We start from the raw sequence: 24,169 nt of genomic DNA on the forward strand, positions 1-24,169 counted from the left end.
CGAATCCTTCCTGACATGAGGAACGCAATGAGTACTTCAATGGAGCCGCACGACGCCGGCAACCGCCGCGCCTGGATGGCGGTGCTGGCGCGCACGCCGCGCGATGCGCTGAAGCAGGCGCTGGATGCGGCGCTTGATGGCGCGCCGCTGCCCGACTATGAATGGCTGCGCGCGCCGGACATTGGCCTGGCGATGGTGCGCGGGCGCATCGGCGGCACGGGCGACGCGTTCAATCTCGGCGAAGCCACCGTCACGCGCGCCACGCTGCGCCTGCGCACCGCCGACGGCCATGCGCCGGTGGGCGTCGCCGTACACATGGGCCGCGACAAGGAGCGGGCGACGCTCGCCGCGCTCGCCGATGCGCTGTTGCAGACGCCCGCTCACGCCGCGCGCTTGCGCACACGTCTGATCGAACCGCTGGCCGCGCGTATCGCCGACGAACGGCGCCGCAAGGAAGCGGAAGCAGCGGCGACCAAGGTCGAATTCTTCACGATGGTAAGAGGCGAATGATGCAGATCGACATGACCACGCTCGTGCCCGGTTTCAATGATCCGGTACACGATGCGCAACGCGTGTTCCGCGCGTTGCTGGATGCACTGTCGCGTCCCGGCAGTCTGCTCGCGATCGATGCCGCGCTGCCCGACAATCACGCGATGCGCGACGGCCTCGCCGGCCGTGTGCCGCTCGCGGCATTCGCCGCGTTGCTGGCGCTGGCGGATTATTCGACGCCGGTTTTCATCGAGCGCGAGGATGCCGTGCTCGGCGATGCGTTGCGCTTTCATGCGAGCGCGCCGCTCACGCACGACCGTCGCGCGGCTGCGTTTGCCTATATCGACGACGCGCGCAACATGCCTTCGCTCGATGCGTTCTCGCATGGCGACCCCGAAACGCCCGAAACATCGGCGACGCTGTTCATTCGCGTGCCGTCGCTCACGGACGGCGAGCCGCTCGTATGGAGCGGTCCGGGCATCGCGCAGACGCGCACGGTCGGTATCGCCGGTCTGCCGCGTCGCTTCTGGCATGAACGCGCGGCGCTCGCCACGTTGTTTCCCTGCGGCATCGACTGCTGTTTTGTCGCGGGCGGCTCGCTGGTCGGCCTGCCGCGCACGACTCACGTGGAGGTGAACTGATGTACGTCGCGGTCAAGGGTGGCGAACGCGCCATCGAACGTTCATGGGACGTACTCGCGAAGCAGCGCCGCGGCGATCTCGCCGTGCCCGAGTTGTCCGTTGCGCAGATACGCGAGCAGATGCGGCTGGCCGTGGCGCGCGTGATGACCGAAGGCTCGGTCTACGACGAAGACCTCGCGGCCCTCGCCATCAAGCAGGCCGCCGGCGATCTGGTCGAGGCCATCTTCCTGCTTCGTGCCTATCGCACGACGCTGCCGCGCTTCGGCTACACGCTGCCGGTGAATACCGAGACGATGTGCGTCGAGCGCCGTATCTCGGCGGCGTTCAAGGATATTCCGGGCGGCCAGATGCTGGGCGGCACCTACGATTACACGCAGCGTCTGCTCGACTTCACCTTGCTCGCCGAAGGCGAACCGGTTAGCGATGCAACGATTCCCGCGAAGGCGGCCTCGGCGGACGCGATGCCGCGCGTCCTGTCGATGCTCGACAAGGAAGGGCTGATCGAACAGGAACGCGTGCGGGAGAACGCACCGGAGCCGGGCGACCTGTCGCGCGAGCCGCTGTCGTTTCCCGCCGATCGCCCGACGCGTCTGCAGAATCTCGCGCGCGGCGACGAAGGCTTCCTGCTGGCGGTGGGCTATGCGACGCAGCGCGGCTATGCGCACAGCCACCCTTTTGCGGGCGAGATCCGCCATGGCGAAGTCGCGGTGGAGATGCAGATCGACGAGCTGGGTTTCGCGGTGGAGATCGGCGACATCGACATCACCGAATGTCAAATGATCAACCAGTTCGCGGGCAGCGGCGAGGTGCCGCCGGCCTTCACGCAAGGCTATGGACTCGCGTTCGGCCACTCGGAGCGCAAGGCGATGGCCATGGCGCTGGTGGACCGCGCCCTGCGCGCGCAGGAACTGGGGGAAACCGTCGGCTCGCCGACCCAGGATCCCGAATTCGTGCTGTATCACAGCGACAACGTCGAGGCGTCCGGCTTCGTGCAGCATCTGAAGCTGCCGCATTACGTCGACTTCCAGTCCGAGCTCGAACTGCTGCGCCGCTTGCGCGCGGCGCACGGCAAGGACGACCATCAGGAGCATGCGGCATGAACGCGCTGACCGAAGGCTATAACTTCGCCTATCTCGACGAGCAGACCAAACGCATGATCCGCCGCGCGCTGCTCAAGGCCGTGGCGGTGCCGGGCTACCAGGTGCCGTTCGCGTCGCGCGAGATGCCGTTGCCGTACGGCTGGGGCACGGGCGGGCTGCAGGTGACCTCGGCGATCATCGGCGCACGCGATACGCTCAAGGTGATCGACCAGGGCTCCGACGAAACCACCAACGCGGTGAACATCCGCCGGTTCTTCGCGCGCACGGCGGGCGTGGCGACCACGACGCGCACTGCCGACGCCAGCATCGTGCAGACGCGCCACCGCATTCCCGAAACGCCGTTGACGGAGCAGCAGATCCTCGTCTATCAGGTGCCGATGCCCGAGCCGCTGTACCGGCTGGAACCGCGTGTCACCGAGTGCAGGAAGCTGCATGCGCTCGCGGACTACGGCCTCATCAACGTGAAATACTACGAGGACATCGTGCAGCATGGCAGCATTGCGACGACCTACGACTATCCGGTGATGGTGAACGACCGCTATCTCACGTCACCTTCGCCGATCCCGAAGTTCGACAACCCGAAGATGCACATGAACCCCGCGTTGCAACTGTTCGGCGCAGGCCGCGAGCGGCGCATCTACGCCATTCCGCCGTACACGAAGGTGAAGAGCCTCGACTTCGAGGACCATCCGTTCAGCGTGCAGAAGTGGGAACATGCCTGCGCGCTGTGCGGTTCGCGCGAAAGCTTTCTCGACGAGATGATCGTCGACGATCAGGGCGCGCGCATGTTCGTCTGTTCCGACAGCGACTTCTGCCACAGCCGGCGCGACGCATCCGACAACGCATCGGACAACGAGGAGGCGGCACAGTGAACGCATTGCTGAAAGCCACGCGCCTCACCAAGCGCTATGACGGACGCGGCGGCTGCGTCGATGTCGATCTCGAAGTCCGTGCGGGCGAAGTGCTGTGTATCGTCGGCGAATCGGGCTCGGGCAAGTCCACCTTGCTGAATGCGCTCGCGTTGCGCAGCGGCATCGATGGCGGCGCGCTGGAATACACCACGCGCGAAGGCGAAACGCTCGACCTGCTGACGCTCGCCGAACCGCGCCGCCGCCTCTTGTCGCGCACCGAATGGGGCTTCGTGCACCAGAACGCGCGCGACGGACTGCGCCGCAACGTGTCGGCGGGAGCCAATATCGGGGAGCCGCTGATGGCCATCGGCGCGCGTCACTACGGGCGCTTGCGCGAGACCTCGGCGGACTGGATGCAGCGCGTCGAACTGGATGCCGCACGCATCGACGAACTGCCTTCGGCGTTCTCCGGCGGCATGCAGCAACGCCTGCAGATCGCGCGTAATCTGGTGACGGGCCCGCGTCTCGTGTTCATGGACGAACCCACCGCCGGCCTCGATGTCTCCGTGCAGGCGCGTCTGCTCGACCTGCTGCGCACGCTCACCAGCAAGCTGCATCTGGCGGCGGTGATCGTCACGCACGATATCGGCGTGGCACGGCTGCTCGCGCATCGTCTGATGGTGATGAAGGACGGGCGCGTGGTGGAGAGCGGCCTGACCGACCAGGTGCTCGACGATCCGCAACATCCCTATACGCAGACGCTCGTTGCGTCCGTGCTGCCCGTTTGAGGTACGACAGATGACACTGAATGACTTCGTCACTCACGACCGGCTGATGCTCCAGGCACGCGGCATCGAGAAGACTTTTACGCTGCATCAACAAGGCGGGACGCGCATTGCCGCGCTGGCGGGCGTGTCGCTGGATGTCGCGCGCGGCGAGTGCGTCGTGCTCGCGGGCGCGTCTGGCGCGGGCAAGAGCACCTTCCTGCGCTGCATGTACGGCAACTATCTCGCGACGCGCGGGACCATCGCCATTCGCGACGACAGCCAGCCTGCGCGTCATGTGATGCTCACGAGCGCCGAGCCGCACGAGATCCTCCGTCTGCGCAACACGACCCTGGGCTATGTGAGCCAGTTCCTGCGCGCGATTCCGCGTGTGAGCGCGCTCGATCTCGTCGCGGAGCCGCTGGTGTCGCGCGGCATCGAAGAAGAGGAGGCGCGTGTGCGTGCGCGTGGCCTGCTCGAGCGGCTCAACGTGCCGCGCCGGCTGTGGATGCTCGCGCCCGCGACGTTTTCGGGCGGCGAGCAGCAGCGCGTGAACATCGCGCGTGGCTTGATCGCGGCGCATCCGCTGCTGTTGCTCGACGAACCCACTGCCTCGCTCGATGCCGAAAACCGCGACGTGGTCGCGGACCTGATCGTCGAGGCGCGCGAGCAGGGCGCCGCGATCGTCGGCATCTTTCATGACGAGGACACGCGTGCGCGCGTCGCGACCCGCATCGTGCGGCTCGAGAGCGTCGCCGCTGCATCCGTTCAAACCGATTCCGGAGTGTTGCAGACATGCTGATCAAGAATGCGCGCATCGTGACGCGCGACGAGGACTTCACGGGCACCGTGCGGATCAAGGACGGGCTGATCTCCGAGATCGCGCCGGGCAACACGGCTGCGCGCGAAGCCGAGGACTGGGACGGCGACTATCTGCTGCCGGGTTTCGTCGAACTGCACACGGACAACATCGAGAAGCATCTCGCACCGCGTCCGGGCGTGCTGTGGAATCCCGAAGCCGCGATCATCGTGCACGACGCGCAAGTGGCCTCGGCGGGCATCACGACCGTGTTCGACGCGCTGGGCGTCGGCTCGCGTCCGGAAGACGGCGTGCGCGGCCGCGAATTGCAGGTGCAGTGCGCGCAGTCGATCGGCAAGTTCGTCGAGCGCGGCGTGCTGCGCGCCGATCACTTCCTGCATCTGCGCTGCGAAGTGGGCACGACGGATGTCGTCGAAGTATTCGATTCGCTGAGCGCGCATCCGCTCTTCCGGCTCGCTTCGGTCATGGATCACACGCCCGGGCAGCGGCAGTGGCAGGACCACGAGAAGTGGCGCAAGTATCAGGAGCGCCACGGCAAGTGGAGCGACGAGCATACGAACAAGATCCTCGCCGAGTTGGCCGAGCATCAGGCACGCTATGCGGCGAAGCATCGTGGGGACATTGTCGAGCGCTGCAAGACCCTCGGCATCTCGCTCGCGAGTCATGACGACACGCTCGTGGAGCACGTCGAGGAAGCCGCCCGCGACGGCATTGCGCTCGCTGAATTCCCGACCACGCTGGACGCCGCGCGCGCGGCCCGCGAGCACGGCATCGCGACGATCATGGGCGCGCCGAACGTAGTGCGCGGCGGTTCGCACTCGGGCAATGTCTCCGCGCTCGATCTGGCGCGCGAGGGGCTGCTGGATATCCTGTCGTCGGACTATGTGCCGTCGAGCCTGCTGATCGCCGTGTTCGATCTGGTCGCGAAGGCTGGCTGGTCGCTGCCGCGCGCGGTCGCGACGGTCTCGTGGACGCCTGCGCATGCAGCGGGGCTCACGGACCGCGGCGCGATCGCCCTCGGTGCGCGCGCGGATTTCGTGCGCGTGGCGTCAGTGGACAGCGTGCAGGTGCCGCGCGAAACCTGGCGTGCCGGACGGCGCGTGGCCTGAGCGCCGCGCTTCGTTCCTGACAGCCTGACGTCAGCACGCCGTCATACGCGGGTAAGCCCGCGTTGACGGCGTGCGCGCTTCTTCAGTACGCTCGCTGGCGAGTTCGCTATAAGAATCGATGTTCGCATAACGAACATTCGGGAGTTATCTGATAGCAGAAGCGCAATCGGCGCCGGGCTGCGAGTCGTGAGTTGTGAGTCGCCCGCGCCCAACCTGACAAAGGGAATGAAGTGAGCAGAAGTCCTGCCGTGAACGTCCAGACGTTCATCAACGACCATCCGTTCTCGCCGTTTCAGTGGCTCATCTTCGGGATGTGCTTCGTGATCGTGCTGCTGGACGGTTTCGATACCGCGGCGATCGGTTTCATCGCGCCGTCTTTGGTGGCCGAATGGCATATCAGCCGTCCGGCGTTGGCGCCGGTCCTGAGCGCGGCGCTGTTCGGCCTCGCGGCGGGTGCGCTCTTGTCCGGGCCCCTGTCCGACAAGCTGGGCCGCCGCGCGATGCTGCTCTCGTCGGTGCTGATCTTCGGCGTCGCGTGCCTGGCTTCGTCGTTCGCGGCGGATCTGACGCAACTCACGGCCTTGCGCTTCGTCACCGGCCTGGGTCTGGGCGCGGCGATGCCGAACGCCGTCACGATGATGAGCGAGTTCTGCCCCGACAAGCGCCGGGCCACGTTGATCAACCTGATGTTCTGCGGCTTTCCGCTCGGCGCGGCATTCGGCGGGTTTCTCGCGGCGTGGATGATTCCGCACTTCGGCTGGCGCAGCGTGCTGCTGCTCGGCGGCATTGCGCCGCTGGTGCTTTCGGTGTTGTTGATCGCGACGCTGCCGGAATCGGTGCGCTACATGGTGGCGAAGGCGCGGCCCGTCGAGAAGATTCGTGCGACGCTCGCGCGCATCTCGGCGGACGCGATGCAGGCCGGTTCGTTCTTCATGACCGAGAAGGCGCCCGCCGCCGCCGGACAGAGTGGCATGAGCGTGGTGCTGTCGCGCTCGTACATCGTCGGCTCGGTGATGCTGTGGGTCACGTATTTCATGGGCCTCGTGATCTTCTATGCGTCGATCAACTGGATGCCGATCCTGCTCAAGGAGTCAGGCCTCGCGCCGCAAACCGCGACGCTCATCTCCGCGCTGTTCCCGCTTGGCGGCGTCGGCGCGGTGCTGTGCGGCGTGCTGATGGACAAGTTCAACGCAAACCGCATCATCGCCGTGTGTTACGTGCTGACCGCCGTGAGCGTGTATCTGATCGGCCAGGCGGTGGGCAATGTGGGACTGCTCGTGCTCGTCGTGTTCGTCGCGGGCGTGCTGATGAACACCGCGCAATCGTCGATGCCCGCGCTCGCCGCCGCCTTCTATCCCACTCAGGGCCGCGGCACCGGCGTGGCCTGGATGCTGGGTATCGGACGCTTTGGCGGCATCGCGGGATCGTTTCTCGTCGCCGAACTGACACGCCTGCATTTCAGCTTCGGCGGCATCTTCGCGACCATCGCCGTGGCGGGGCTGATCGCTGCCGTCGCGTTGTTCCTCAAGCAGGCCGCGCATCCGCAGACGGCCATGGCGAATGAACTGGACTCCACGGAGCCCGCCGGGCATTGACTGGATGTGGGTTGTGCATGGGATAACGCCCCGCGTGATGGGAGTCACGCGGGGCGTTTCGTTTGGGGTGGCTCGCGTTGCAATCCGCCTTCTGCACGCCACCGCTGTGTGCGAATCGTCAGACCGTGGCATAGCGTGTGCTGACTCCTGAGATGCGACCGGCCGTCGAGTGCAGCGTCACGACGGCCAGCAGGCATGACACGCCGCAAGAATCGCATTCCGACAATCGTCAACAGGAGCTTTCGATATGAAACGTTTTGCCCTTTCTACCGCTGCCGGTGCTTTCGCTCTCGTGTGTGCATCCGCTTTCGCGCAAGACAATCCGCCGAGTTCGAGCACGGGCCTGCAAGCCGGCGACAACGCGCAGACGACCACGCAACCGGCTCATTCGATGTCGCATTCGCACAAGTCGTCAACCCATTCGAAGAAGATGCAAAAGAGCCCGATGGCCGCGGGCCCATCCACCGAGCCGGGCGGCACCGCCACGCCGAGTGGTCCGGGTGCGCCGGTGACCGCCAGCGGCTCGGGCAAATAAGTCGCGCTGAAAGCACAACGGGACGCCGCGCGGCGTCCCGTTGTGCTTTCATGGCGCGCGACACTCAGCGCATGAACGTGCCCAGTCCGTCTGCGTCGTAGTACTCGAGCGTCACGCGATCGCTCGCAAACGAAGCCTTCGAGATCGAACCCGGATTGGCGTTCTCGTTGACGAGCGTGAACGTGAAGACGTCGCCGTCCCAGTGCGAGAGCGTGAGCGTCAACGGACGCGGCCCGATGACGATCACGAGCGCTCCGTTCTGCTGGGTTACCTGGATCGGCCCGAAATAGTCGTTCTGATAAGTGCCGGTGTAGGTGGACAGCGCGCGCGCCGGCAGCGGCGCAGCGGGCGGCGTCGCGCCCACGAGCGAGCCGCTCGGCTTGGCGAGGGACGCCAGCGCATCGTTGTAGAGCTTGAACCAGTCGCGCTGGATCGAGCCAGTCTGCACGATGTCGAAGAACTGCTGGTTGAGCGCCTCCGCGACGCCGATCGGAAACGCATTCGTCAACGTGACAATGGCCAGATTCGTCGATGGCACGACCATGAAGTTGGTCGCCGCCCCGAGCGCGAATGCGCCCGAATGACTGTACGACGGCCGCCCCGGGCTTGTCGTTCCTACATTGAAACCATACCCGTAGTAACCGGCCGGATCGCCGCCGCCGGGCGGAGAGCTTTGCACTTGTGCGGTGGTGGCGGCAGCGAGCGCGGCGGCATCGACGATGCGCTTGCCATCGAAGACGCCCGCGCCGAGCATCATCGCGAGCCACTTCGCCATGTCGTTGACCGACGAACTCACGCCGCCCGCCGGCGATTGCGGATCGGGCATCGTGCCCGTGCCCTGCACCCACGCGTTGCCCACCTTGACATGCCCGAGCGCGCGGTTCGGACGCGCGATGAAATCGGCGTAACGGGAACTGGTGCTGCTCATGCCGAGCGGTTGATACAGCACGTTGTCGGAGAGCGTTTCCCAGTCGATGCCCGCCGCCGTCGCAACCGCCTGAGCCGCCGCTGTCAGCCCGAAGTTGGTATAGAAGTACGAATGCCGGAACGGATGCAGCGGCAGATAGCGCAGCCGTTGCAGCACGTCCATGCGCCCATAGCCCATGTCTTCCAGCGTATCGCCCGCGTGATCGGGCAGGCCGGACTGGTGCGAGTAAAGATCGCCGATGGTCACGGCCGCGCTGACCTCTGCGTCCGACAACGTGAACCACGGCAGTTGCGCGCGCACCGGCGTATTCCATGCAATCGAGCCGGTCCCGACCTGACGCGCCACCACCGCGGCGCCCACCGACTTCGACACCGACGCGAGCTGGAACACGGTGTCCGCATCGACCGCCTGGCCTGAGCCCCCGAGCCGCGTGCCGAAGCCCTTGGCGTAGACCGTCTGCGTGCCGCGCACGACCGCGACCGCCATGCCGGGAATGCCGGTGGCGGTCATCAGCGTGTTGGCGAGGGTATCGAGTTGAGCGAGCGCGGCGTTGATCTGCGCATCCGGCACGGGGCCGGTTGAGTTACTGCCGGAAGTGGCTGCGCCGGAATCGTCGGAATCCGAACCGCCACATGCGGCGATCGTGCTGCACAGCGCCGCGCCGAGAAAGCGGCGGCGTCCTTGCGAAGCTTCCATACACGCGTCTCCCCGTTATCGTTACCGCTCTCGCGCACAGTGCGCTCGGCGGATTCTATATTGGAAACAATCCGTCAGACACGCGCAGCTTGCCTGAAAGCGGGAAGACGCGGCGCTCGCTCGGGATGTCTTACTTGGCAAACAGCGAGGACATATTGGCGAAGGCCTTGATCTCGACCGCGTTGCCCGACGGATCGAGGAAGAACATCGTCGCCTGCTCGCCGACTTCGCCCTTGAAGCGCACATGCGGCTCGATGATGAAGCGCGTCTGCGCGGCGCGCAGCTTGTCCGCGAGTTCTTCCCATTGGGGGATCGAGAGCACGACGCCGAAGTGACGCACCGGCACGGCGTCGCCGTCGACGGCGCTGGTCGAGCGATGACCGATTTCCTCCGGCGCGAGATGCGCGACGATCTGATGACCGTAGAAATCGAAATCGACCCAGGCTTCGGAACTGCGTCCTTCGGGGCAGCCGAGCAAGTCGCCGTAGAACGCGCGGGCGGCGGCGAGGCTATGAACCGGGAAGGCCAGATGGAACGGCGGCATGGCGTGCTGGGTGGTGCTCATGGTGAAGATCCTTTTCTGTACGGGTACGGCGGGGGACGAGCCGACAGTGTATTCATGAATATTTCTGTTTGAAAACGATATATTGCCGGTCTGAGCCCCATCCATTTCGATGAATCGACCATGTTGCGCGAACTCCAGACCTTTATCGCCGTGGCGCGTCACGGCACTTTCGCCGGCGCGGGCGCGCGCATCGGACTCACGCAGTCGGCTGTCAGCGCGCAGATGCAGCGCCTGGAGGCGCACCTGGGCTTCGCGTTGTTCGACCGCACCGGCCGTTCGGCGACGCTCAACAAGGCCGGCAAGCGGACGCTGGAACTCGCCGACGAACTCATCGCGCTCTATGCGCGTCTCGCGGAACCCGAAGGCGAGGGCGGGCGGGGTGGATCGCTGTCGGTGGGCGCGATTGCGTCGGCGCATGCGGCGTTGCTGCCGGATGCCATCGCCGCGTTCGGGCGGACGCTGCCGGCATGGCGCATCCGTCTGGTGCCGGGGGTGTCGCTGAATCTGCTCGCCCAGGTCGATGCCGGGGAAATGGACATGGCCGTTATCATCCGTCCGCCGTTTTCGCTGCCGGCGGAGCTGCAATGGCGCACCTTGAGCGCGGAGCCGTACGTGCTGCTGACGCCGGGCGCACGGCGGGGGGCGCATTGGCGCGACCTGCTCGACACCGAGCCGTTCATTCGTTATGACCGGCGCTCGTTCGGCGGGCGGCAGGTGGATCTGTTCCTGCGCGAGCGGCGCATCGCGGTGCGCGAATCGATCGAGGCGGACGAACTGCCGGGTATCGTCGAACTCGTTGCGCGCGGGCTGGGCGTGGCGCTGCTGCCGGACTCGCGCGCGCTGCGGCCATGGCCGCGCGGCGTCACGGCGCTGGGACTGGGCGAGGATACGTTTCATCGCGAGATTGGTCTCGTCGAACGGACGCGGCGCACGCGCACCGCCGAGCCCGACGCGGCCGCGCGGCTGGCGGACTGCATCGTCACCGCGGCACACGCGCCGAAGCGCGCCGCAGCGAGCGTTTCCATGCGCAAGCGCGGCGGCGTCGCCTAGAATGCGTGGCAGGCGCGGCTGCCGGCCGCGTCATTTCGCGGGGTTGCCAATGGACGACGAACAGCCTGCCGCCGGTCCGGACACGTCGAATGCGTCGAGCGCGTCGAATCCGCGCCCCGCCGATACGGCGCGCTCCATCATGCGCCACGCGACGCTGCGCGCCCAGGCGGCGCTCGACTGGCTGGACCGGGTCGATCCCGGCACGCACCGCCGCATCAAGGGCTTGCGGCTCGTGACCGCCTACGGTCTCGCAGCGGCGCTCGGCGCGTTGCAGGACGTGACGCGAGGCGTTCCTGGCGGCACTTTGGTGGGGGCGCTCGCCGGAAGCTTCGCGCTGTGGGCGAGCGTCTCCGAAGCCCGTTCGACGCGTTGGGAATCCAGCCGCGATCTCGTCATCCTGTGTCTCTCCGCCGCGTTCGGCGCGCTGCTGTTCGCCTGGTTCGAGCCGCTGTTCCGTCATCTCGGGCGGGGCGGCGCGGAACTGATTCTCGTGAGCGGCGCGTTTTTCGCGGGCTATCTGAAGCGCTTCGGGACCACCGGTGCGGGCATGGGCTCGCAGTTCTACATCGGCCAGGTGCTTGCCTATGGACTGGACCTCACGCCCGGCGATACCGGCGCGATCCTGCTCGCGCTCATGATCGGCACGCTGGCGGCGCTCGTGCCGCGCGCGCTGTCCGGGCCGGCGGAACATCCGGTGGTGCTGCCGGCGCTACGCTCGGAGCCCGCCTACGGACGGGACACCGTATCCCCCGCGCTGGCGATGGGTTTGCAGGCCGCCTGCGCGTCCTTGGTCGTGGTGCTGCTCAATCGCGCGTTCTCGCTGCGGGAATCGGCCTGGGCGATCACGGCCTGCGTCTATGTGGTCGCGACCTCCGCGGTGGGCACGACGGAGCGCGTTCGCCGGCGCATCTATGGAACGCTCGTCGGCGTGCCGCTCGGCCTCGTGTGCCTGCCGCTTGCCGAGCACTGGCCGGTGGTGATCTGGGCGCTGGCCGCGTTGGCGATGATCGCGTATGCGATGGCCCTGCCGGAACGCTACGACATTGCCTGCGGCGCGTTCGGCTTTGCGCTGATCGTCACGCTCGCGGCCAGCGGCATTCATTCGATCCCGCTGCTCGCCGCGCGCGCCTGGGAGACGCTGCTCGGCGGCGCGCTCGGATGGGCGGCGTCGCGGATCATCTTTCCGTTGCGGCTGTTGCGCAACTGACGACGGACGGGTACGCGGCGCGCCTCAATGACGCTTCGCCAGCGCATCGAGCAGCGCATCGAGCTCCGCGAAATTCACCGGCTTGACGAGATGCCCCTCGAAGCCGGCCTGCGCGGAGCGGTCCTTGTCGCTCTCCTGTCCGAAGCCCGTCATCGCGACGACCATCGCGCCGCCGAGCAGCCGCAACGAGCGCAGCGAACGCAGGACCGCGAAGCCGTCGATGTCCGGCAGCGCGAGATCGAGCAGGATCAGGTCGGGCGGAAAGTGCCGCACCACGTCGATGCCTTCCTTGCCGTGATAGGCGATGCGCACGTCGTGGCCTTTCAGCTGCAGCAGCATCGCGAGGCTGTCGGCGGAATCGCGGTTGTCGTCGATGACCACCACGCGCAGGCCGGCGCCGGTCGTCGCGTCCTGCGCGAGCACGCGATGCGGACGCGGGGCGTCGTCGACGGAGGCGTAGGGCAGGCGCACCGTGAACGTGCTGCCCTGGTGCGCGCCGGGACTTGCCGCGCTGATGGAGCCGCCGTGCAGCTCGACGATCGAGCGGCACAGCGTGAGGCCGATGCCGAGGCCCGCTTCGCCCGGATCGAGGTAATGATCTTCCTGCACGAACAGGTCGAAGATGGACGTGAGCCCTTTCTGCGAAATGCCGCGCCCGGTGTCGATCACGCGGATCAGCATGGCGCTGGACTCGCGCTCGACCGTCACCGTGATGGTGCTGCCGTGAGGCGAGAATTTCGAGGCGTTGTTGAGCAGGTTCTGCACGACCTGCACGAGCCGGGTGCTGTCGCCCATCAGAAGGACGGGCTGGTCCGGCAGCCGGGTAGTGATCTGCTGCGTGCGTTCGTCCGTGAACGGCCGCACCAGCTCGATGCCGCGCGCGACGATGTCGCTGATGTCGGCGCGCGCGAGGCGCAGGTCGATCTTGCCGGTGGTGATGCGGCCCATGTCGAGCAGGTCGTCGACGAGCCGCCCGAGATGCGAGGTCTGCCGGTCGATGATGTCGCGGCACGCGGCCACGCGCGGGGTGATGTCCGCTTCCATCTGCATCACGCCGACGGCGTTGCGTACCGGTGCGAGCGGATTGCGCAGCTCGTGCGCGAGCGTCGCGAGAAATTCGCTGATGCGCCGCGACGACGCTTCGAGCTGTTCCAGGCGCTTGCGTTCGCTCATGTCGCGCGTGACCTTGGCGAAGCCGCGCAGCACGCGATGTTCGTCGTACACCGCTGTGATCACCACGTTCGCCCAGAACAACGAGCCATCCTTGCGCACGCGCCAGCCTTCGGTCTCGATGCGTCCGGTGCGGACGGCGGTCTGCAACTGGGTTTCGGGGACGTTCGCGACGAGGTCCTCGGGGCAATAGAACGTCGAGAAATGCTTGCCGAGGATTTCCTGCGGCCGATAACCCTTGATGCGCATTGCGCCCGTGTTCCAGCTCGCGATGCAGCCGTCGGGATCGAGCATGAAGATGGCGTAGTCGCTGACGCTTTCGACGAGCAGGCGGAAGCGTTCTTCCGACAGGCGCAGCTTTTCTTCCTCGGCGCGCTTGGCGGTGAGGTCGCGGGTGTACTTCGCGTAGCCGATGATCGTGCCGTGCGTATCGCGTGCCGCCGTGATCACGACGTTGGCCCAGAACAGCGAGCCGTCCTTGCGCACGCGCCAGCCTTCGTCCTCGAAACGGCCGGTGGCATAGGCCTGCTTCAACTCGTATTCGGGCCAGCCGCGCGCCACGGATTCTGCGGTGTAGAAGCGCGACAGATGCTCGCCGATGATCTCGTGCGCCTCATAGCCCTTGATCTTGCGCGCGCCGGTGTTCCAGCTCGTGATGCGGCCGTTCAGGTCGAGCATGAAGATCGCGCAGTCCTCGATGGCGTTGACGAGCGCGTGATAGTGCGCGTCGCTCATCGCGTGGCCGGGAAGGGCGAGTTCCGGGGTTGGGTGGGGCGAGGCGGCTGCTTTCGATCGGGTCATGTTTCTGTGTTTCGGCACGGCGTTGGCCTGCATTGCGGTTTCGAACGATCGGTCTCGCAGAGACGGATGTCCGATGGACTGGGCCTATTCATAACACAATTTAAGCGCTTGCCGATGGTGCGGCCGGGGAAGCTTCGGGAATCTCAACGCCCCAGCGAACACCAGTGCTCATCGACCATCACATGACTCATGTCCAGCCCGGGGAACATGATCTGCAAACGGGCAGCAAGCGTCGGGCCATGCACGATGAGCCCGTCGATATAGCCGGCCGGGATGGCGTCGCGCACATGAACCTCTGCTTCCGGGTCAGTGGGCTGGCATGGCGCAAGGCCCTCTCGCTGGTCATCGCTTCCCGCAAACATCTCGCGAAAGGCCCACGGTCCGCCGCGAAAACCCCGATAGTTCTTGATGTGCTGGGTCGAGGCATTGCTCCAGCAGAACTCGCAAGGAAGCTCCCACAGGAGGCGGGGCGACAGGACAAGCAGCACCCAGCCGTCGTGATGACTCTTGTATAACCTTTTCTTCAGCAATCGCTCGTCAAACCCTCCGATCGACACTGAAACCACGTCATCTCTTTCATCCCATCGATTCCTGTCGACGACCGAGGCGTTGTGCGGAGGTCCCTGCAATGTATTTCGGCAGAGCAGGCCATGCGTGAGGATGCCCGGCAGGTTGTCGAGCGGCGTGAAATGGAAAAGATGTTCCACGCCACGCGCCATGGCTTCCTGCCGAATCTCTTTTCGATACTTGTCCATTTCCCCGTTTCTTGCCCTTCTCTTCGACTTGTAGACGGCTCGCGTGGCGGTACTGTATCCGAATGTCCCATCCGCACTCCCGCGTCACGCAAACGCCGCTTGACACTCCCTATTGCCCTTCATAGCGTGTAAGGGTTCGGTTTCGAAAAAGAGCCGCGCTTATCCGTCGGCAGGCCCGGCGCATCCGGCGACCTCCCACTCCTTGCGCATCGCCCTGAAGTCCGCTCACGGAGGCTCTCATGGACCGTCGACGTTTTCTATCCCTGTCCGCGTTCTATACGGTGGCGGCTGCGTCCGGCACGCTCGCCGCCTGTCACTCCAGTCACGACGACGACAGCAATCCCCGCGACGGCACCGCCCCGCCGCCCGCAGCCGGCGCTTTCGCCTTTCCGCAGGGCGTCGCGAGCGGCGACCCGCGCGATGTTTCGACGGTGTTCTGGACGCGCTGTGTCGCGAACGGAGGCGCTTCACAAACGCCGGTCGCGCTGACATTGCAGGTCTCAGCCCAACGAGACTTCGCACAGCTGGTTGCCAGCGTGCCCTTGAGCGGCGCCCGACTACGATTTCACCGTGCGCGCGAAAGTGACGGGGCTGGCTGCGCGGACCACGTATTACTACCGCTTCATCGCGGGCAGCGATACCAGCGCGACGGGCACGACCCGCACCGCCGCCGCGTCAACCGATGCCGTTCCGCAAGTGCGCTTTGCATGGTTCGTGTGCCAGAACTGGAGCGCAAACCACTGGCAAGCCCTTAATCTGTTGGCCGCCGAAACCGATCTCGATTTCGTCGTGCATCTGGGCGACTACATCTACGAAGCCAATTTCGTCGCGCCGCCCGGCACGGTGGAACCGGCGCATCCCACGATCACCCTGCCAGGCGGCGGCGTGTACGCGAACACGCTCGACGACTACCGCACGCTGTACCGCACCTACCGCGGCGACGCCCGCTTGCAGAACGTGCATGCGCGTTTCCCGGTGATCGCGATCTGGGACGATCACGAGTTCTCCGACGACTGCTGGCAGGACCATCAGACCTATACCAACGCGAACCTTCAGCAGACCGCGCGGCGTCGCAACGCGAACCAGGCATGGGCGGAATACCTTCCGGTCGACTGGGGCGATGTGTCCTTCGATCTGAATAATGCGGCCTACGACAACATCCGCATTTACCGCGACTTCCACTTCGGCTCGCTGATCCATCTCGTCATGACCGACGAGCGGCTCTATCGCGACGATCACGTGGTGCCGGAAGCGGCGATCGCGCAGGCGCTCGGACACGATCCGGTGAACGGCAACGACCTTGTCGGCTCGCGCTACTTCGTGCCACAGCAGGTGCTCGCGCAATTCGAGGCGGCCGACACGCAGCGCCTCGGCCGCGTGCCGTCCATTCTCGGTCCCACGCAGACGCAATGGTGGAAGGACACGCTGAAGGCATCGACGGCGATCTGGAAGGTCTGGGGCAACGAAGTGATGATGAACCGCCTCTGGCTCGACCTGAGCGCGCTTGCCCCTGCACCCGACAACGTCGTGTTCGTGCTCGACTGCGACGCGTGGGACGGCTATCCATCGCACAAGGCGGATCTGCTGGCCTTCGTGAAGGCGCAGGGCATCAGCAACCTGGTCGCGATCACCGGCGACCTGCACGCGTTCCAGGCGGGCATCGTGCGCGACGTGCCGGACCCCGCGAACGGCACGCCGGTCATGATCGACCTGATGTCGGCGGGCATCAGCAGCCAGCCGTTCTTCGAGGACGTGAAGACCTATTCGGCGGGCATGCCGCTCGCGTCGCTGATCAGCGCGCCCGCGCTGTTCGACGGGTTCATCCGTCAGAATAATCCGGACATGCTGTATTCCGATCACGACGGCATCGGCTATGCGACCGCGACCGTCACGCCGACGCAGTTCATCGCGGTGTTCAACAAGATGAAGTTCCTGAACGCCGACGGCAGCGCGCCCGCCGCACCGCTGCAAAAGCGCACGCAACTGACGATCAACGCGGGCGCGGTGGCCGTGACGGTTCAGGACGACGTGTGACGGATGCCACCGCTTCGGAGTCATGCTTCCGGGGGGATTTCATCGTGAGGGAGCGCACGTACACTGCGTGCACATTTCGGGAGATCGAGCCTGTGGCAGGCAGTGCGACGAGGCCCATGAAGTGAACCTTGGAAACCCTCAGGAGCACGATCATGATTGGAAAACTCATCGGGGCCATGCTGGCCGTGGCGCTGGTCGTCGGCTGCTATGCCCTCATCCGCGGCCACGATCCGCAGAACCTGTACATGGACGACAACGCGCTGCTGTCGCGCTATCTCTCCGATTCGCGCGCGCTCGCCGCCGACACCGAACCCGCCAGCACGAGTCTCGCCACCGTGAAGCATGCCAGTCCGCTGCTGGAGTCGCAGGACTGAGGGCGTTCAGTCTTCGCGGTCTGTGTTTTCGAACAGCGTGCGCAGCATGCGTTCCGGGTTGGCCAGAAACGCGCGCGTCACCTTGAAGTGTTCGGTGTCCTCGTAAGCGACCCGTTCGATGCCGTCCGCCTTGAACTGGTAGATCCACGCATCGGGATAAGCCATCAGGATCGGCGAATGCGTGGCGATGATGAACTGCGAATCATCGCCGGTCAGGTCGTGGATGCGCGCCAGCGCGGCAAGCTGGCGCTGCGGGGACAGTGCCGCCTCGGGTTCGTCGAGCAGATAGAGCCCTTGCCCGCCGAAACGCTCCATCAGCAGCGTCAGGAACGACTCGCCGTGCGACTGCTCGTGCAGCGACCGGCCGCCGTACGATGAGATGACCGGCGCGCCGAGACCCGGTTCGGCGTCGAGTTGCTCGATCTGCGTAGCCACGTTGAAGAAGCTTTCCGCGCGCAAAAAGAAACCGTCGCGCGGCCGCTTCACGCCTTTCGCGATGCGCAGGTATTCATGCAGCGGCGAATGCGACACTCGCGTGCCGAAGCGGAAATTCTTCGAGCCGCCTTCGGGGTTGAAGCCCATCGCAACGGCAATCGCCTCTAGCAAGGTCGACTTGCCCGAGCCGTTCTCTCCGACCAGGAACGTGACCTTCGGATGCGGCTCCAGCGTGTCCAGCCCGCGCACCGCGGGCAGCGAGAACGGATACGCATCGAACGACGGCGCCTTGTCGCGCAGCAGCGTGATGCGGCTGATGAAGCGGGTCGAGATGACCATCAGTGGCGTCGCGTCAGTGGAACGCCTGGTTTGCCGCGTTCTTCGCCGCGCTTGTTGCATCCGTCGCGCCAACGGCCCCGACCGTCTCGCGCTTTCGGCTCAAATCGATCTTCGGCATGAACAGCATCGACACCACGGCGCCCAGCGCGATCACGAACATCGCCGTGAAGGTCAGGTGCAGCGAATGATGCAGCACGAGGCGAATGTCCTCGTTGGCCGCGAAGTCGCCGGTCACGGAGGTCAGCAACTGCTTGGGCTGATCGGCATGGACGGGCGGCAGGCCGTCCGTGTGCGTGAGTCCGTAGTTCTGCACCGCGCCGAACACGGCCGCGCCGAGCGTGTTGCCGAGATTGCGCGAGAACAGGTTCGAGGCGGTCGCGCTGCCGCGTTCGAGCGGCTGCACGATTTCTTGGATCAGGATCAGGCACGACACGCTCGTAATGCCCATGCCGAAGCCGACGATCGCCGAACCGACGCCCGCCCACACCGGGCTCGATTCCGGTCCCAGAAGCACGAACGGCAGCGAGCCGAGCGGAATGAACACCGGCCCGATCATCAGCAGACGGCGCAGCCCGAAGCGCGTGAAGGTGCGCGACGTGAAGGTCGCGCCGCTCGGCCAGCCAATCATCATCATCGTGAGCGCCAGGCCCGCTTCGACCGGCGTGCGGTGCATCACGCCCTGCACGTACATCGGCAGGAAGGTGGTGAGGCCCATCATCGCCATGCCGGCGAGCACGGTCGCCGCGTTGCTGGCCGCGATCGGACGGTGCGACCACAGGCTGAAAGAGATCATCGGGTCGGCGGCGCGGCGTTCCTGCCAGACGAACAGCACGCAACTCAGCAGCAGCACGGCCAGTTCCACGCCGACGCGCGTATTGCTGGCGTGGCCCGCGTCGGTGAGCGCCATCATCAGCGAGGCGACGGCGGCGGTGAAGAGGAACGCGCCGCCGAAGTCGATCGCCGGACGGTCATGGCGCTTTTCCTCGTGCAGGAAGAACATGAACAGCGCGGCGGCCAGAATGCCGATCGGCACGTTGATCCAGAAGATCCAGGCCCACGAGAACTGGCGGATCAGGAGGCCGCCGACCATTGGCCCGAGCACCGCCGATACCGCCCACACGCTCGCCAGATAGCCCTGCACCTTGCCGCGTTCGCGCGCCGGATAGAGATCGCCGACGACCGTCAGCGCCACCGGCAGGATCGCGCCCGCGCCGACGCCCTGGATCAGCCGGAACACGATCATCGCGGGCATCGACCACGCGAAGCCCGCCAGCACCGAGCCGATCAGGAAGATCACGATGCCCGTGAGCACGGCCGGCTTGCGCCCGAAGATGTCGGAGAGTTTGCCGAACACCACGGTGAGCGCGGTCTGCGTGAGCAGGAACGACGAGAACACCCAGCTGTAGAGATTGAGACCGCCGAGCTGGGTGGCGATCTGCGGCATGGCGGTCGAGACGATGGTGGCCTCGATCGCGACCATGGCCATCGAGGCCATGATGGCGGCAATGACAAGAGGACGAACGGTTTGACGGGACTGTGACATGCGGTGGTCGAAAGACGCGCTGCCCGCCGCGCAACCGATGCCGTTGCGCATGTGCGGGGCTGCACGTGAATGGAAGAGACAGCGGCGATGCTCCGGCCTGTGATTATTCTTGCGATTGGCTTTCGTCCGGAGCGGCGTTGCCGGTGAACGGGCGACCCGTGCAATGTTATCCCGTGCGGGCCGATGCTGCTTGCGCCGGCCGCGAGGGTCGAACGTGCGGTTCGACCCTATGAGACCGGGGCCGCGCTCCTCATTAATCGCTAATTCTTCGCCGCTACGCTGGATTACGTGGATGGATAGTGCTTCCCCCGAGTACTTCCCCAGTCCGTTCACGTTCTCGTAGTCACTCCTCAGCCTTGGCGCCGGCCCCGACGGGCTGGCCCATTTTTTACCGCGGCGCCTGGCGCCTTGGTGTTCTTTTCTACCGGAATCTCCGCGAATGTCGCTTAAAATCGAACCGGCAGAAGCTGCGCCCGCAGGCGCGCCCCGTTCCTTCCGGAGGCGGCAGACTCGCATGATCAAATCGCTGAAAAACCAACTGGTCGTCGCGCTCGGCATCCTCGTGACCGTGATCGGCGTGATCCAGGGCGTGAGTTCCTACAAGCTGAGCCAGGCCGGCACCAACGCGCTGCTCGATACGCGCCTCGTGCAGGTGGCGACGCGCATGCGCGACGGTTTCGCCGAGGGCATTCCCGCCAATCCGTCGCGCGGCAGCCAGGACGACCGCGACGTGGTGGTGGTCGTGTGGAAGCCGGGCGAGACCGTGCCGTTCCGCACCACCGAGCCTTCGCTGCGCTTTCCGCGCGACGCCACTCCCGGCTTCTCCAACGTGACGGCCAACGGCGAGCAATGGCGTATCTATACGCGTCGCGAGCCGACCATGACCATCCAGGTCGCCCAGCGCTCCGCCGTGCGCCACGATCTGACCGAAGAAACCGCCACCCTCGCGCTGTGGCCCACGGTCGTGCTGCTGCCGCTCGTGTGGGTTCTGGTCGCGCTGGTCGTGCGCCGTTCGTTGCGGCAACTGAACGAGCTGGGCCGCGAGGTGCAGGGCGTCGACACGAGTCATCTTCAGCCGCTTTCGCTGGTCGGCGTGCCGACCGAGATCAAGCCCTTCATCGAGTCGATCAACACGATGATCGAGCGCCTCGCGGGCGCCATCGACAAGGAGCGCAAGTTCATCGCCGATGCCGCGCACGAACTCCGCACGCCGCTCACCGCGCTGCAGTTGCAGGCGGACGCTCTGGCGCCGCATATCGCTCCGGGCAACCAGGAGCGCTTCCAGGAACTGCGCCGTGGCATCGCGCGCAGCGGCAAGCTGATCGCGCAGTTGCTGCGCCTCGCGCGCGCGGATGCGGCCGTGAACAGCGCCGCGCCGCTCGCGCGCGTGGATCTGTCGGAAATCGTGACGGGCGCGGTCGCCGATGTCCTGCCGATCGCCATCGCGCGCGGCCTCGATATCGGCGCCGAGGAAATGGTGAGCGCACACGTCCGGGCCATCGAGACGGACATTGGCATGGCGGTGAAGAATCTCGTATCGAACGCGGTGCGCTATACGCCCGACGGCGGCACCATCGACCTGCGCATGCGGCGCGACGGCGAACGGGTATGGATCGACGTGATCGATACCGGCCCGGGCATCGACGAGGCCTTGCTGCCGCGCGTCTTCGACCGCTTCTTTCGGGCCTGTCCGGATATCGAGGGCAGCGGGCTGGGGCTGTCCATCGTCAAGGCGATTGCCGCGCGCTACGGCGGCGACGTCACGCTGCGCAACCGCGATGACGGGCAATCGGGCATTGTCGCGTCGATCGGCTTCGTGACCGAAGCCGTCACGGAAAGCGTGGCCGCGCCTGATTCTGTTTGTGCCTGAACGAGACGGCGCAATTCGCGCCGATTACAATGCATTCGCTGAGGGACACGCGGGGTAAAGGGTCCCGTTGCAATGCGGGCGCGCTACGCGCGTCATTCCTGTCCGCATGGCGGCGCCATGCGGTCCGTTGGGTTTCACGGGGGCGGGGTAGAGCATGCGCATTCTTCTCATCGAAGACGACATCCAGATCGGCACGAGCCTGATGCGGGCCTTGAAGGACGCGGACTATGCCGTCGATTGGGTGCGTGACGGCCAGGCCGGCCGCGAGGCGCTGGGCGCCGCCGACTACACCGTGGTGCTGCTCGATCTCGGCTTGCCGGGCATGAGCGGCATTGAACTGCTGCGGCAGGCGCGCTCGGCCGGCAACGCGACGCCGGTGCTGATCCTCACCGCGCGCGACGATCTCGATACGCGCGTGCAAGGCCTCGATCTCGGCGCCGACGACTATCTGCTCAAGCCCTTCGACATGCCGGAACTGCTCGCGCGCATTCGCGCGGTGCTGCGCCGCAAGGCGGGCTATGCGGTGTCCCGTCTCGGCGACGATTCCATTAACCTCAATCTCGACCAGCGCACGCTCACCTGCGGCGAAACGTCGGGCGTGCTGTCGGCGCGGGAATTCGCGCTGATGCACGCGCTGCTCGAACGTCCCGGCACCATCTTTTCTCGCGACCAGCTGGAAGACCGGCTGTACGGTTGGGGAAAGGAAGTGGAGAGCAACGCCGTGGACGTGCTCATCCATTCCGTGCGCAAGAAGTTCGGCGCGAGCGTGATTCGCAACGTGCGCGGGCTCGGCTGGACCGTGATGCTCGGACAGGCTGGCCGCGAGGACGCGAAGTAGCGCTCGGCGGCGCGCGCCGCGCTGCGGCGTCAGTGGCCGTGATGCCCGACCTCGCCGTAAAAGTGCATGCCGTACGTGTGATCCTGTTCTTCGACCTGCCGCATGCGGCGTTCGAGGTCGGCGAGATCGGTGGATGAGGACAAATAGTCTTCCTGTGCGTCGTGGCTGGAAAAGAAGCTGCCGAGTGACTTCGAGAAACGTTCGAACATGATGGACTCCCGTCGTGATTAACGGCCTGTACCGCGGGCCGACAAGAGCAGATTAGGCCGCGTCCATTAGCGAAGAATGAGCGCGCGCGGGCACGCGCAATGCGCCCTCCATGGCATGCCTGAGCGTTCGCCAGCGCACTGTCGTCGCGGCTGTGCGGCGTGATCGCACTGCCGCGCCGCACCATCCCGTGATATCGTCTTTCATACGGTTTCAAAGCGGGTTTTCAAGCGGAACGCCGCGCGTTTCGCGCATTCGTCGATCGTCTTCGTGAAGGCCGCCATGAACGATGTGCCCCGTACCCTGAGTGCCCGCGACCGCATCGAGTTGCTCTGCTGGCTCACGTGCGGCAGTCTCGGCGCGTTCTACCTGAACGGCGCCTGGCCGGCCGCCTCCTTCCACGTGCAGGCGGCGCACAAGTGGCTGGACCGGCATCAGCGGCTGGCCGACTGGCTGACCATCGCCAAGCTCGCGGCCATCGCGCGGGACATCGCCACCCAACATTGCGCGCTGCTCGAAGCGGACTGGGCGCGCGATGCCGTCGAGGAGATTCTCGACAGCGAAGACCTCAACTATCAGTCGGATGTCGTGCGGCAGGTGTTCGACGATTGCCGCCGGGCGCTCGCGGAGAAGCGGACGCCGGAGTGAGACGCGGCGTGCTCCGATACTGCCGAGCACCTTCCGCGAAAGACCTCGTCCTGCAGGACGCAGCAAAACATTCGCCTTTCCAGGACACGCCGACGGCCGGCAATGTCTCCAGCGGGTCCTGGACCGTCGTCATGGCTAGCCTGCCTTCCCGCCCGCCTGCACTTCGGAATAGCGCGGGAAAACACGTGCGCCAGCGTGCCGTCGTCCCGTTTCACTCAATGCTCCAGTTCGAAGACCGAACGGGACCGGATCGCGCGCCTGATCTTCCTGATGACCGTCCGATGATCCTCGGGAGGAATGTTCCGGCTCAGCCAGGTCGCGCCGTGCTCCGCGATGCTGGCAACCAGCGTTTGTCCGTCAAGAAGCCATAAGTTGCTTCAGTTGGCGCTCATCCGGTAGACGACATCGGAGTTGCCGGCCAGCCAGACGCGCGGCTGCTGTTCGCTGCGGCGAAACGCCCGCTCGGCGAATTTGCGCGTCTCGGCTTCATCGTGACGCGCGATCACGATCGACGCCGTGCTCGTCACGAGCGCGGCCAGTTGCCGGTGGCGATCGTTCAGATGGCGCGACCGCGGATGATACATCGCCATGGTGCCGATGAATGTGCCGGCGGCCGTGTCCACCGGAAAGCTCCAGCATGCGCGATAACCGAAGCGATCATCCCCAAACGCGGGGTTCGTCTCCGTGCAAGGTATAGGCGAGAGGCGTTTCCGGTGAGTGAACCCGCTGCCGCACGGCAGCCTCTCTAGCGCAAATCACTGTATGAATGTACAGTAACGCCATTCCTCGTTTTCGCCGCGCCGCG

At 65.7% G+C, this 24,169-nt stretch carries 24 protein-coding genes and 1 pseudogene; 17 read left to right on the top strand and 8 right to left on the bottom strand.

Annotated features, from left to right (window positions below):
* Nucleotides 1–27 precede the first annotated feature (27 nt).
* From phnG to QCE63_RS27160, 9 genes are all read left to right on the top strand, one after another.
* The gene (gene phnG / locus QCE63_RS27120; protein WP_309837486.1) at nt 28–510 is read left to right on the top strand and encodes a phosphonate C-P lyase system protein PhnG; all 483 of its coding nucleotides are present in this window, start codon (nt 28–30) and stop codon (nt 508–510) included.
* A complete protein-coding gene (gene phnH, locus QCE63_RS27125) occupies nt 507–1,130 on the top strand; it encodes a phosphonate C-P lyase system protein PhnH (protein WP_309837487.1) in 624 nt (207 codons plus the stop codon). The genes phnG and phnH overlap by 4 nt, the downstream gene beginning before the upstream one ends.
* A complete protein-coding gene (locus QCE63_RS27130) occupies nt 1,130–2,230 on the top strand; it encodes a carbon-phosphorus lyase complex subunit PhnI (protein WP_309837488.1) in 1,101 nt (366 codons plus the stop codon). Before phnH ends, QCE63_RS27130 begins: the two co-directional genes overlap by 1 nt.
* Nucleotides 2,227–3,102 carry an alpha-D-ribose 1-methylphosphonate 5-phosphate C-P-lyase PhnJ gene (locus QCE63_RS27135; RefSeq protein WP_309837489.1) on the top strand — a complete coding sequence of 292 codons (876 nt, stop codon included), beginning with the start codon at nt 2,227–2,229 and terminating at the stop codon, nt 3,100–3,102. The genes QCE63_RS27130 and QCE63_RS27135 overlap by 4 nt, the downstream gene beginning before the upstream one ends.
* Nucleotides 3,099–3,869 carry a phosphonate C-P lyase system protein PhnK gene (gene phnK / locus QCE63_RS27140; protein WP_309837490.1) on the top strand — a complete coding sequence of 257 codons (771 nt, stop codon included), beginning with the start codon at nt 3,099–3,101 and terminating at the stop codon, nt 3,867–3,869. The genes QCE63_RS27135 and phnK overlap by 4 nt, the downstream gene beginning before the upstream one ends.
* A 10-nt stretch (nt 3,870–3,879) precedes the next feature.
* Complete coding sequence (phnL, locus tag QCE63_RS27145) at nt 3,880–4,647, top strand: phosphonate C-P lyase system protein PhnL (RefSeq protein WP_309837491.1); 768 nt, start codon at nt 3,880–3,882, stop codon at nt 4,645–4,647.
* Nucleotides 4,641–5,774: an alpha-D-ribose 1-methylphosphonate 5-triphosphate diphosphatase gene (locus QCE63_RS27150; RefSeq protein WP_309837492.1), complete on the top strand. Its 1,134-nt coding sequence runs from the start codon at nt 4,641–4,643 to the stop codon at nt 5,772–5,774. The genes phnL and QCE63_RS27150 overlap by 7 nt, the downstream gene beginning before the upstream one ends.
* A 230-nt stretch (nt 5,775–6,004) precedes the next feature.
* Nucleotides 6,005–7,369 carry an MFS transporter gene (locus QCE63_RS27155; protein WP_309837493.1) on the top strand — a complete coding sequence of 455 codons (1,365 nt, stop codon included), beginning with the start codon at nt 6,005–6,007 and terminating at the stop codon, nt 7,367–7,369.
* 247 nt (nt 7,370–7,616) lie between these two features.
* The gene (locus QCE63_RS27160; protein ID WP_309837494.1) at nt 7,617–7,904 is read left to right on the top strand and encodes a hypothetical protein; all 288 of its coding nucleotides are present in this window, start codon (nt 7,617–7,619) and stop codon (nt 7,902–7,904) included.
* 64 nt (nt 7,905–7,968) lie between these two features.
* Here the strand turns inward: QCE63_RS27160 and QCE63_RS27165 are convergent, their stop codons facing one another.
* Complete coding sequence (locus QCE63_RS27165) at nt 7,969–9,528, bottom strand: serine hydrolase (RefSeq protein ID WP_309837496.1); 1,560 nt, start codon at nt 9,526–9,528, stop codon at nt 7,969–7,971.
* A 130-nt stretch (nt 9,529–9,658) separates the two neighbouring features.
* The gene (locus QCE63_RS27170) at nt 9,659–10,093 is read right to left on the bottom strand and encodes a VOC family protein (RefSeq protein WP_309837497.1); all 435 of its coding nucleotides are present in this window, start codon (nt 10,091–10,093) and stop codon (nt 9,659–9,661) included.
* 120 nt (nt 10,094–10,213) lie between these two features.
* Here QCE63_RS27170 and QCE63_RS27175 point away from each other — a divergent pair, with 120 nt between their 5' ends.
* The gene (locus QCE63_RS27175) at nt 10,214–11,143 is read left to right on the top strand and encodes a LysR family transcriptional regulator (protein ID WP_309837498.1); all 930 of its coding nucleotides are present in this window, start codon (nt 10,214–10,216) and stop codon (nt 11,141–11,143) included.
* A gap of 49 nt (nt 11,144–11,192) precedes the next feature.
* Nucleotides 11,193–12,350 (top strand): FUSC family protein, encoded by a 1,158-nt coding sequence (locus tag QCE63_RS27180; RefSeq protein WP_404990194.1) that lies wholly within the window; start codon nt 11,193–11,195, stop codon nt 12,348–12,350.
* A gap of 24 nt (nt 12,351–12,374) precedes the next feature.
* On the opposite strand, the gene QCE63_RS27185 is transcribed toward QCE63_RS27180, so the two are convergent.
* Entirely contained in the window at nt 12,375–14,321 is a 1,947-nt protein-coding gene (locus QCE63_RS27185) for a PAS domain S-box protein (RefSeq protein WP_404990195.1), read from the bottom strand.
* Nucleotides 14,322–14,464: 143 nt separating this feature from the next.
* Nucleotides 14,465–15,076 (bottom strand): DarT ssDNA thymidine ADP-ribosyltransferase family protein, encoded by a 612-nt coding sequence (locus tag QCE63_RS27190; protein ID WP_309837499.1) that lies wholly within the window; start codon nt 15,074–15,076, stop codon nt 14,465–14,467.
* A gap of 239 nt (nt 15,077–15,315) precedes the next feature.
* Between QCE63_RS27190 and QCE63_RS27195 the strand changes: the two are divergent.
* The 3 genes and pseudogenes from QCE63_RS27195 to QCE63_RS27205 all read left to right on the top strand — a co-directional run.
* Nucleotides 15,316–15,552, top strand: a pseudogene (locus QCE63_RS27195) (alkaline phosphatase); the annotation flags it as partial.
* 94 nt (nt 15,553–15,646) lie between these two features.
* The gene (locus tag QCE63_RS27200; RefSeq protein WP_309837500.1) at nt 15,647–17,110 is read left to right on the top strand and encodes an alkaline phosphatase D family protein; all 1,464 of its coding nucleotides are present in this window, start codon (nt 15,647–15,649) and stop codon (nt 17,108–17,110) included.
* A gap of 152 nt (nt 17,111–17,262) precedes the next feature.
* Nucleotides 17,263–17,484, top strand: a complete 222-nt coding sequence (locus QCE63_RS27205; protein WP_309837502.1) for a hypothetical protein — start codon at nt 17,263–17,265, stop codon at nt 17,482–17,484.
* A 6-nt stretch (nt 17,485–17,490) separates the two neighbouring features.
* Here QCE63_RS27205 and QCE63_RS27210 read toward each other — a convergent pair whose 3' ends face one another.
* Nucleotides 17,491–18,258 (bottom strand): AAA family ATPase, encoded by a 768-nt coding sequence (locus QCE63_RS27210; protein ID WP_309837503.1) that lies wholly within the window; start codon nt 18,256–18,258, stop codon nt 17,491–17,493.
* Nucleotides 18,259–18,271: 13 nt separating this feature from the next.
* On the bottom strand, nt 18,272–19,801 hold the full coding sequence (locus tag QCE63_RS27215) for an MDR family MFS transporter (protein ID WP_309837505.1): 1,530 nt from the start codon (nt 19,799–19,801) through the stop codon (nt 18,272–18,274).
* Nucleotides 19,802–20,315: 514 nt separating this feature from the next.
* Between QCE63_RS27215 and QCE63_RS27220 the strand changes: the two genes are divergently transcribed.
* Nucleotides 20,316–21,671, top strand: a complete 1,356-nt coding sequence (locus QCE63_RS27220) for a HAMP domain-containing sensor histidine kinase (protein WP_309837507.1) — start codon at nt 20,316–20,318, stop codon at nt 21,669–21,671.
* A gap of 154 nt (nt 21,672–21,825) precedes the next feature.
* Nucleotides 21,826–22,509 (top strand): response regulator transcription factor, encoded by a 684-nt coding sequence (locus tag QCE63_RS27225; RefSeq protein WP_309837509.1) that lies wholly within the window; start codon nt 21,826–21,828, stop codon nt 22,507–22,509.
* A gap of 29 nt (nt 22,510–22,538) precedes the next feature.
* Here QCE63_RS27225 and QCE63_RS27230 read toward each other — a convergent pair whose 3' ends face one another.
* A complete protein-coding gene (locus QCE63_RS27230) occupies nt 22,539–22,718 on the bottom strand; it encodes a DUF3563 family protein (RefSeq protein WP_309837511.1) in 180 nt (59 codons plus the stop codon).
* Nucleotides 22,719–22,998: 280 nt separating this feature from the next.
* Between QCE63_RS27230 and QCE63_RS27235 the strand changes: the two genes are divergently transcribed.
* Nucleotides 22,999–23,364 carry a hypothetical protein gene (locus tag QCE63_RS27235; protein WP_309837513.1) on the top strand — a complete coding sequence of 122 codons (366 nt, stop codon included), beginning with the start codon at nt 22,999–23,001 and terminating at the stop codon, nt 23,362–23,364.
* Between the two features lie 377 nt (nt 23,365–23,741).
* Here QCE63_RS27235 and QCE63_RS27240 read toward each other — a convergent pair whose 3' ends face one another.
* A complete protein-coding gene (locus QCE63_RS27240; protein WP_404990223.1) occupies nt 23,742–24,104 on the bottom strand; it encodes a GAF domain-containing protein in 363 nt (120 codons plus the stop codon).
* Between the last annotated feature and the right edge of the window lie 65 nt (nt 24,105–24,169).

It is taken from the genome of Caballeronia sp. LZ065 (genome assembly GCF_031450975.1).
In the GTDB taxonomy this organism is placed as follows: domain Bacteria; phylum Pseudomonadota; class Gammaproteobacteria; order Burkholderiales; family Burkholderiaceae; genus Caballeronia.

Coding starts and splice junctions, on each gene's coding strand:
- phnG (WP_309837486.1), top strand. CDS start 28: ATGAGTACTTCAATGGAGCCGCACGACGCCGGCAACCGCCGCGCCTGG.
- phnH (WP_309837487.1), top strand. CDS start 507: ATGATGCAGATCGACATGACCACGCTCGTGCCCGGTTTCAATGATCCG.
- QCE63_RS27130 (WP_309837488.1), top strand. CDS start 1,130: ATGTACGTCGCGGTCAAGGGTGGCGAACGCGCCATCGAACGTTCATGG.
- QCE63_RS27135 (WP_309837489.1), top strand. CDS start 2,227: ATGAACGCGCTGACCGAAGGCTATAACTTCGCCTATCTCGACGAGCAG.
- phnL (WP_309837491.1), top strand. CDS start 3,880: ATGACACTGAATGACTTCGTCACTCACGACCGGCTGATGCTCCAGGCA.
- QCE63_RS27150 (WP_309837492.1), top strand. CDS start 4,641: ATGCTGATCAAGAATGCGCGCATCGTGACGCGCGACGAGGACTTCACG.
- QCE63_RS27160 (WP_309837494.1), top strand. CDS start 7,617: ATGAAACGTTTTGCCCTTTCTACCGCTGCCGGTGCTTTCGCTCTCGTG.
- QCE63_RS27165 (WP_309837496.1), bottom strand. CDS start 9,528: ATGGAAGCTTCGCAAGGACGCCGCCGCTTTCTCGGCGCGGCGCTGTGC.
- QCE63_RS27170 (WP_309837497.1), bottom strand. CDS start 10,093: ATGAGCACCACCCAGCACGCCATGCCGCCGTTCCATCTGGCCTTCCCG.
- QCE63_RS27175 (WP_309837498.1), top strand. CDS start 10,214: ATGTTGCGCGAACTCCAGACCTTTATCGCCGTGGCGCGTCACGGCACT.
- QCE63_RS27180 (WP_404990194.1), top strand. CDS start 11,193: ATGGACGACGAACAGCCTGCCGCCGGTCCGGACACGTCGAATGCGTCG.
- QCE63_RS27185 (WP_404990195.1), bottom strand. CDS start 14,321: ATGACCCGATCGAAAGCAGCCGCCTCGCCCCACCCAACCCCGGAACTC.
- QCE63_RS27190 (WP_309837499.1), bottom strand. CDS start 15,076: ATGGACAAGTATCGAAAAGAGATTCGGCAGGAAGCCATGGCGCGTGGC.
- QCE63_RS27205 (WP_309837502.1), top strand. CDS start 17,263: ATGATTGGAAAACTCATCGGGGCCATGCTGGCCGTGGCGCTGGTCGTC.
- QCE63_RS27210 (WP_309837503.1), bottom strand. CDS start 18,258: ATGGTCATCTCGACCCGCTTCATCAGCCGCATCACGCTGCTGCGCGAC.
- QCE63_RS27215 (WP_309837505.1), bottom strand. CDS start 19,801: ATGTCACAGTCCCGTCAAACCGTTCGTCCTCTTGTCATTGCCGCCATC.
- QCE63_RS27220 (WP_309837507.1), top strand. CDS start 20,316: ATGATCAAATCGCTGAAAAACCAACTGGTCGTCGCGCTCGGCATCCTC.
- QCE63_RS27225 (WP_309837509.1), top strand. CDS start 21,826: ATGCGCATTCTTCTCATCGAAGACGACATCCAGATCGGCACGAGCCTG.
- QCE63_RS27230 (WP_309837511.1), bottom strand. CDS start 22,718: ATGTTCGAACGTTTCTCGAAGTCACTCGGCAGCTTCTTTTCCAGCCAC.
- QCE63_RS27235 (WP_309837513.1), top strand. CDS start 22,999: ATGAACGATGTGCCCCGTACCCTGAGTGCCCGCGACCGCATCGAGTTG.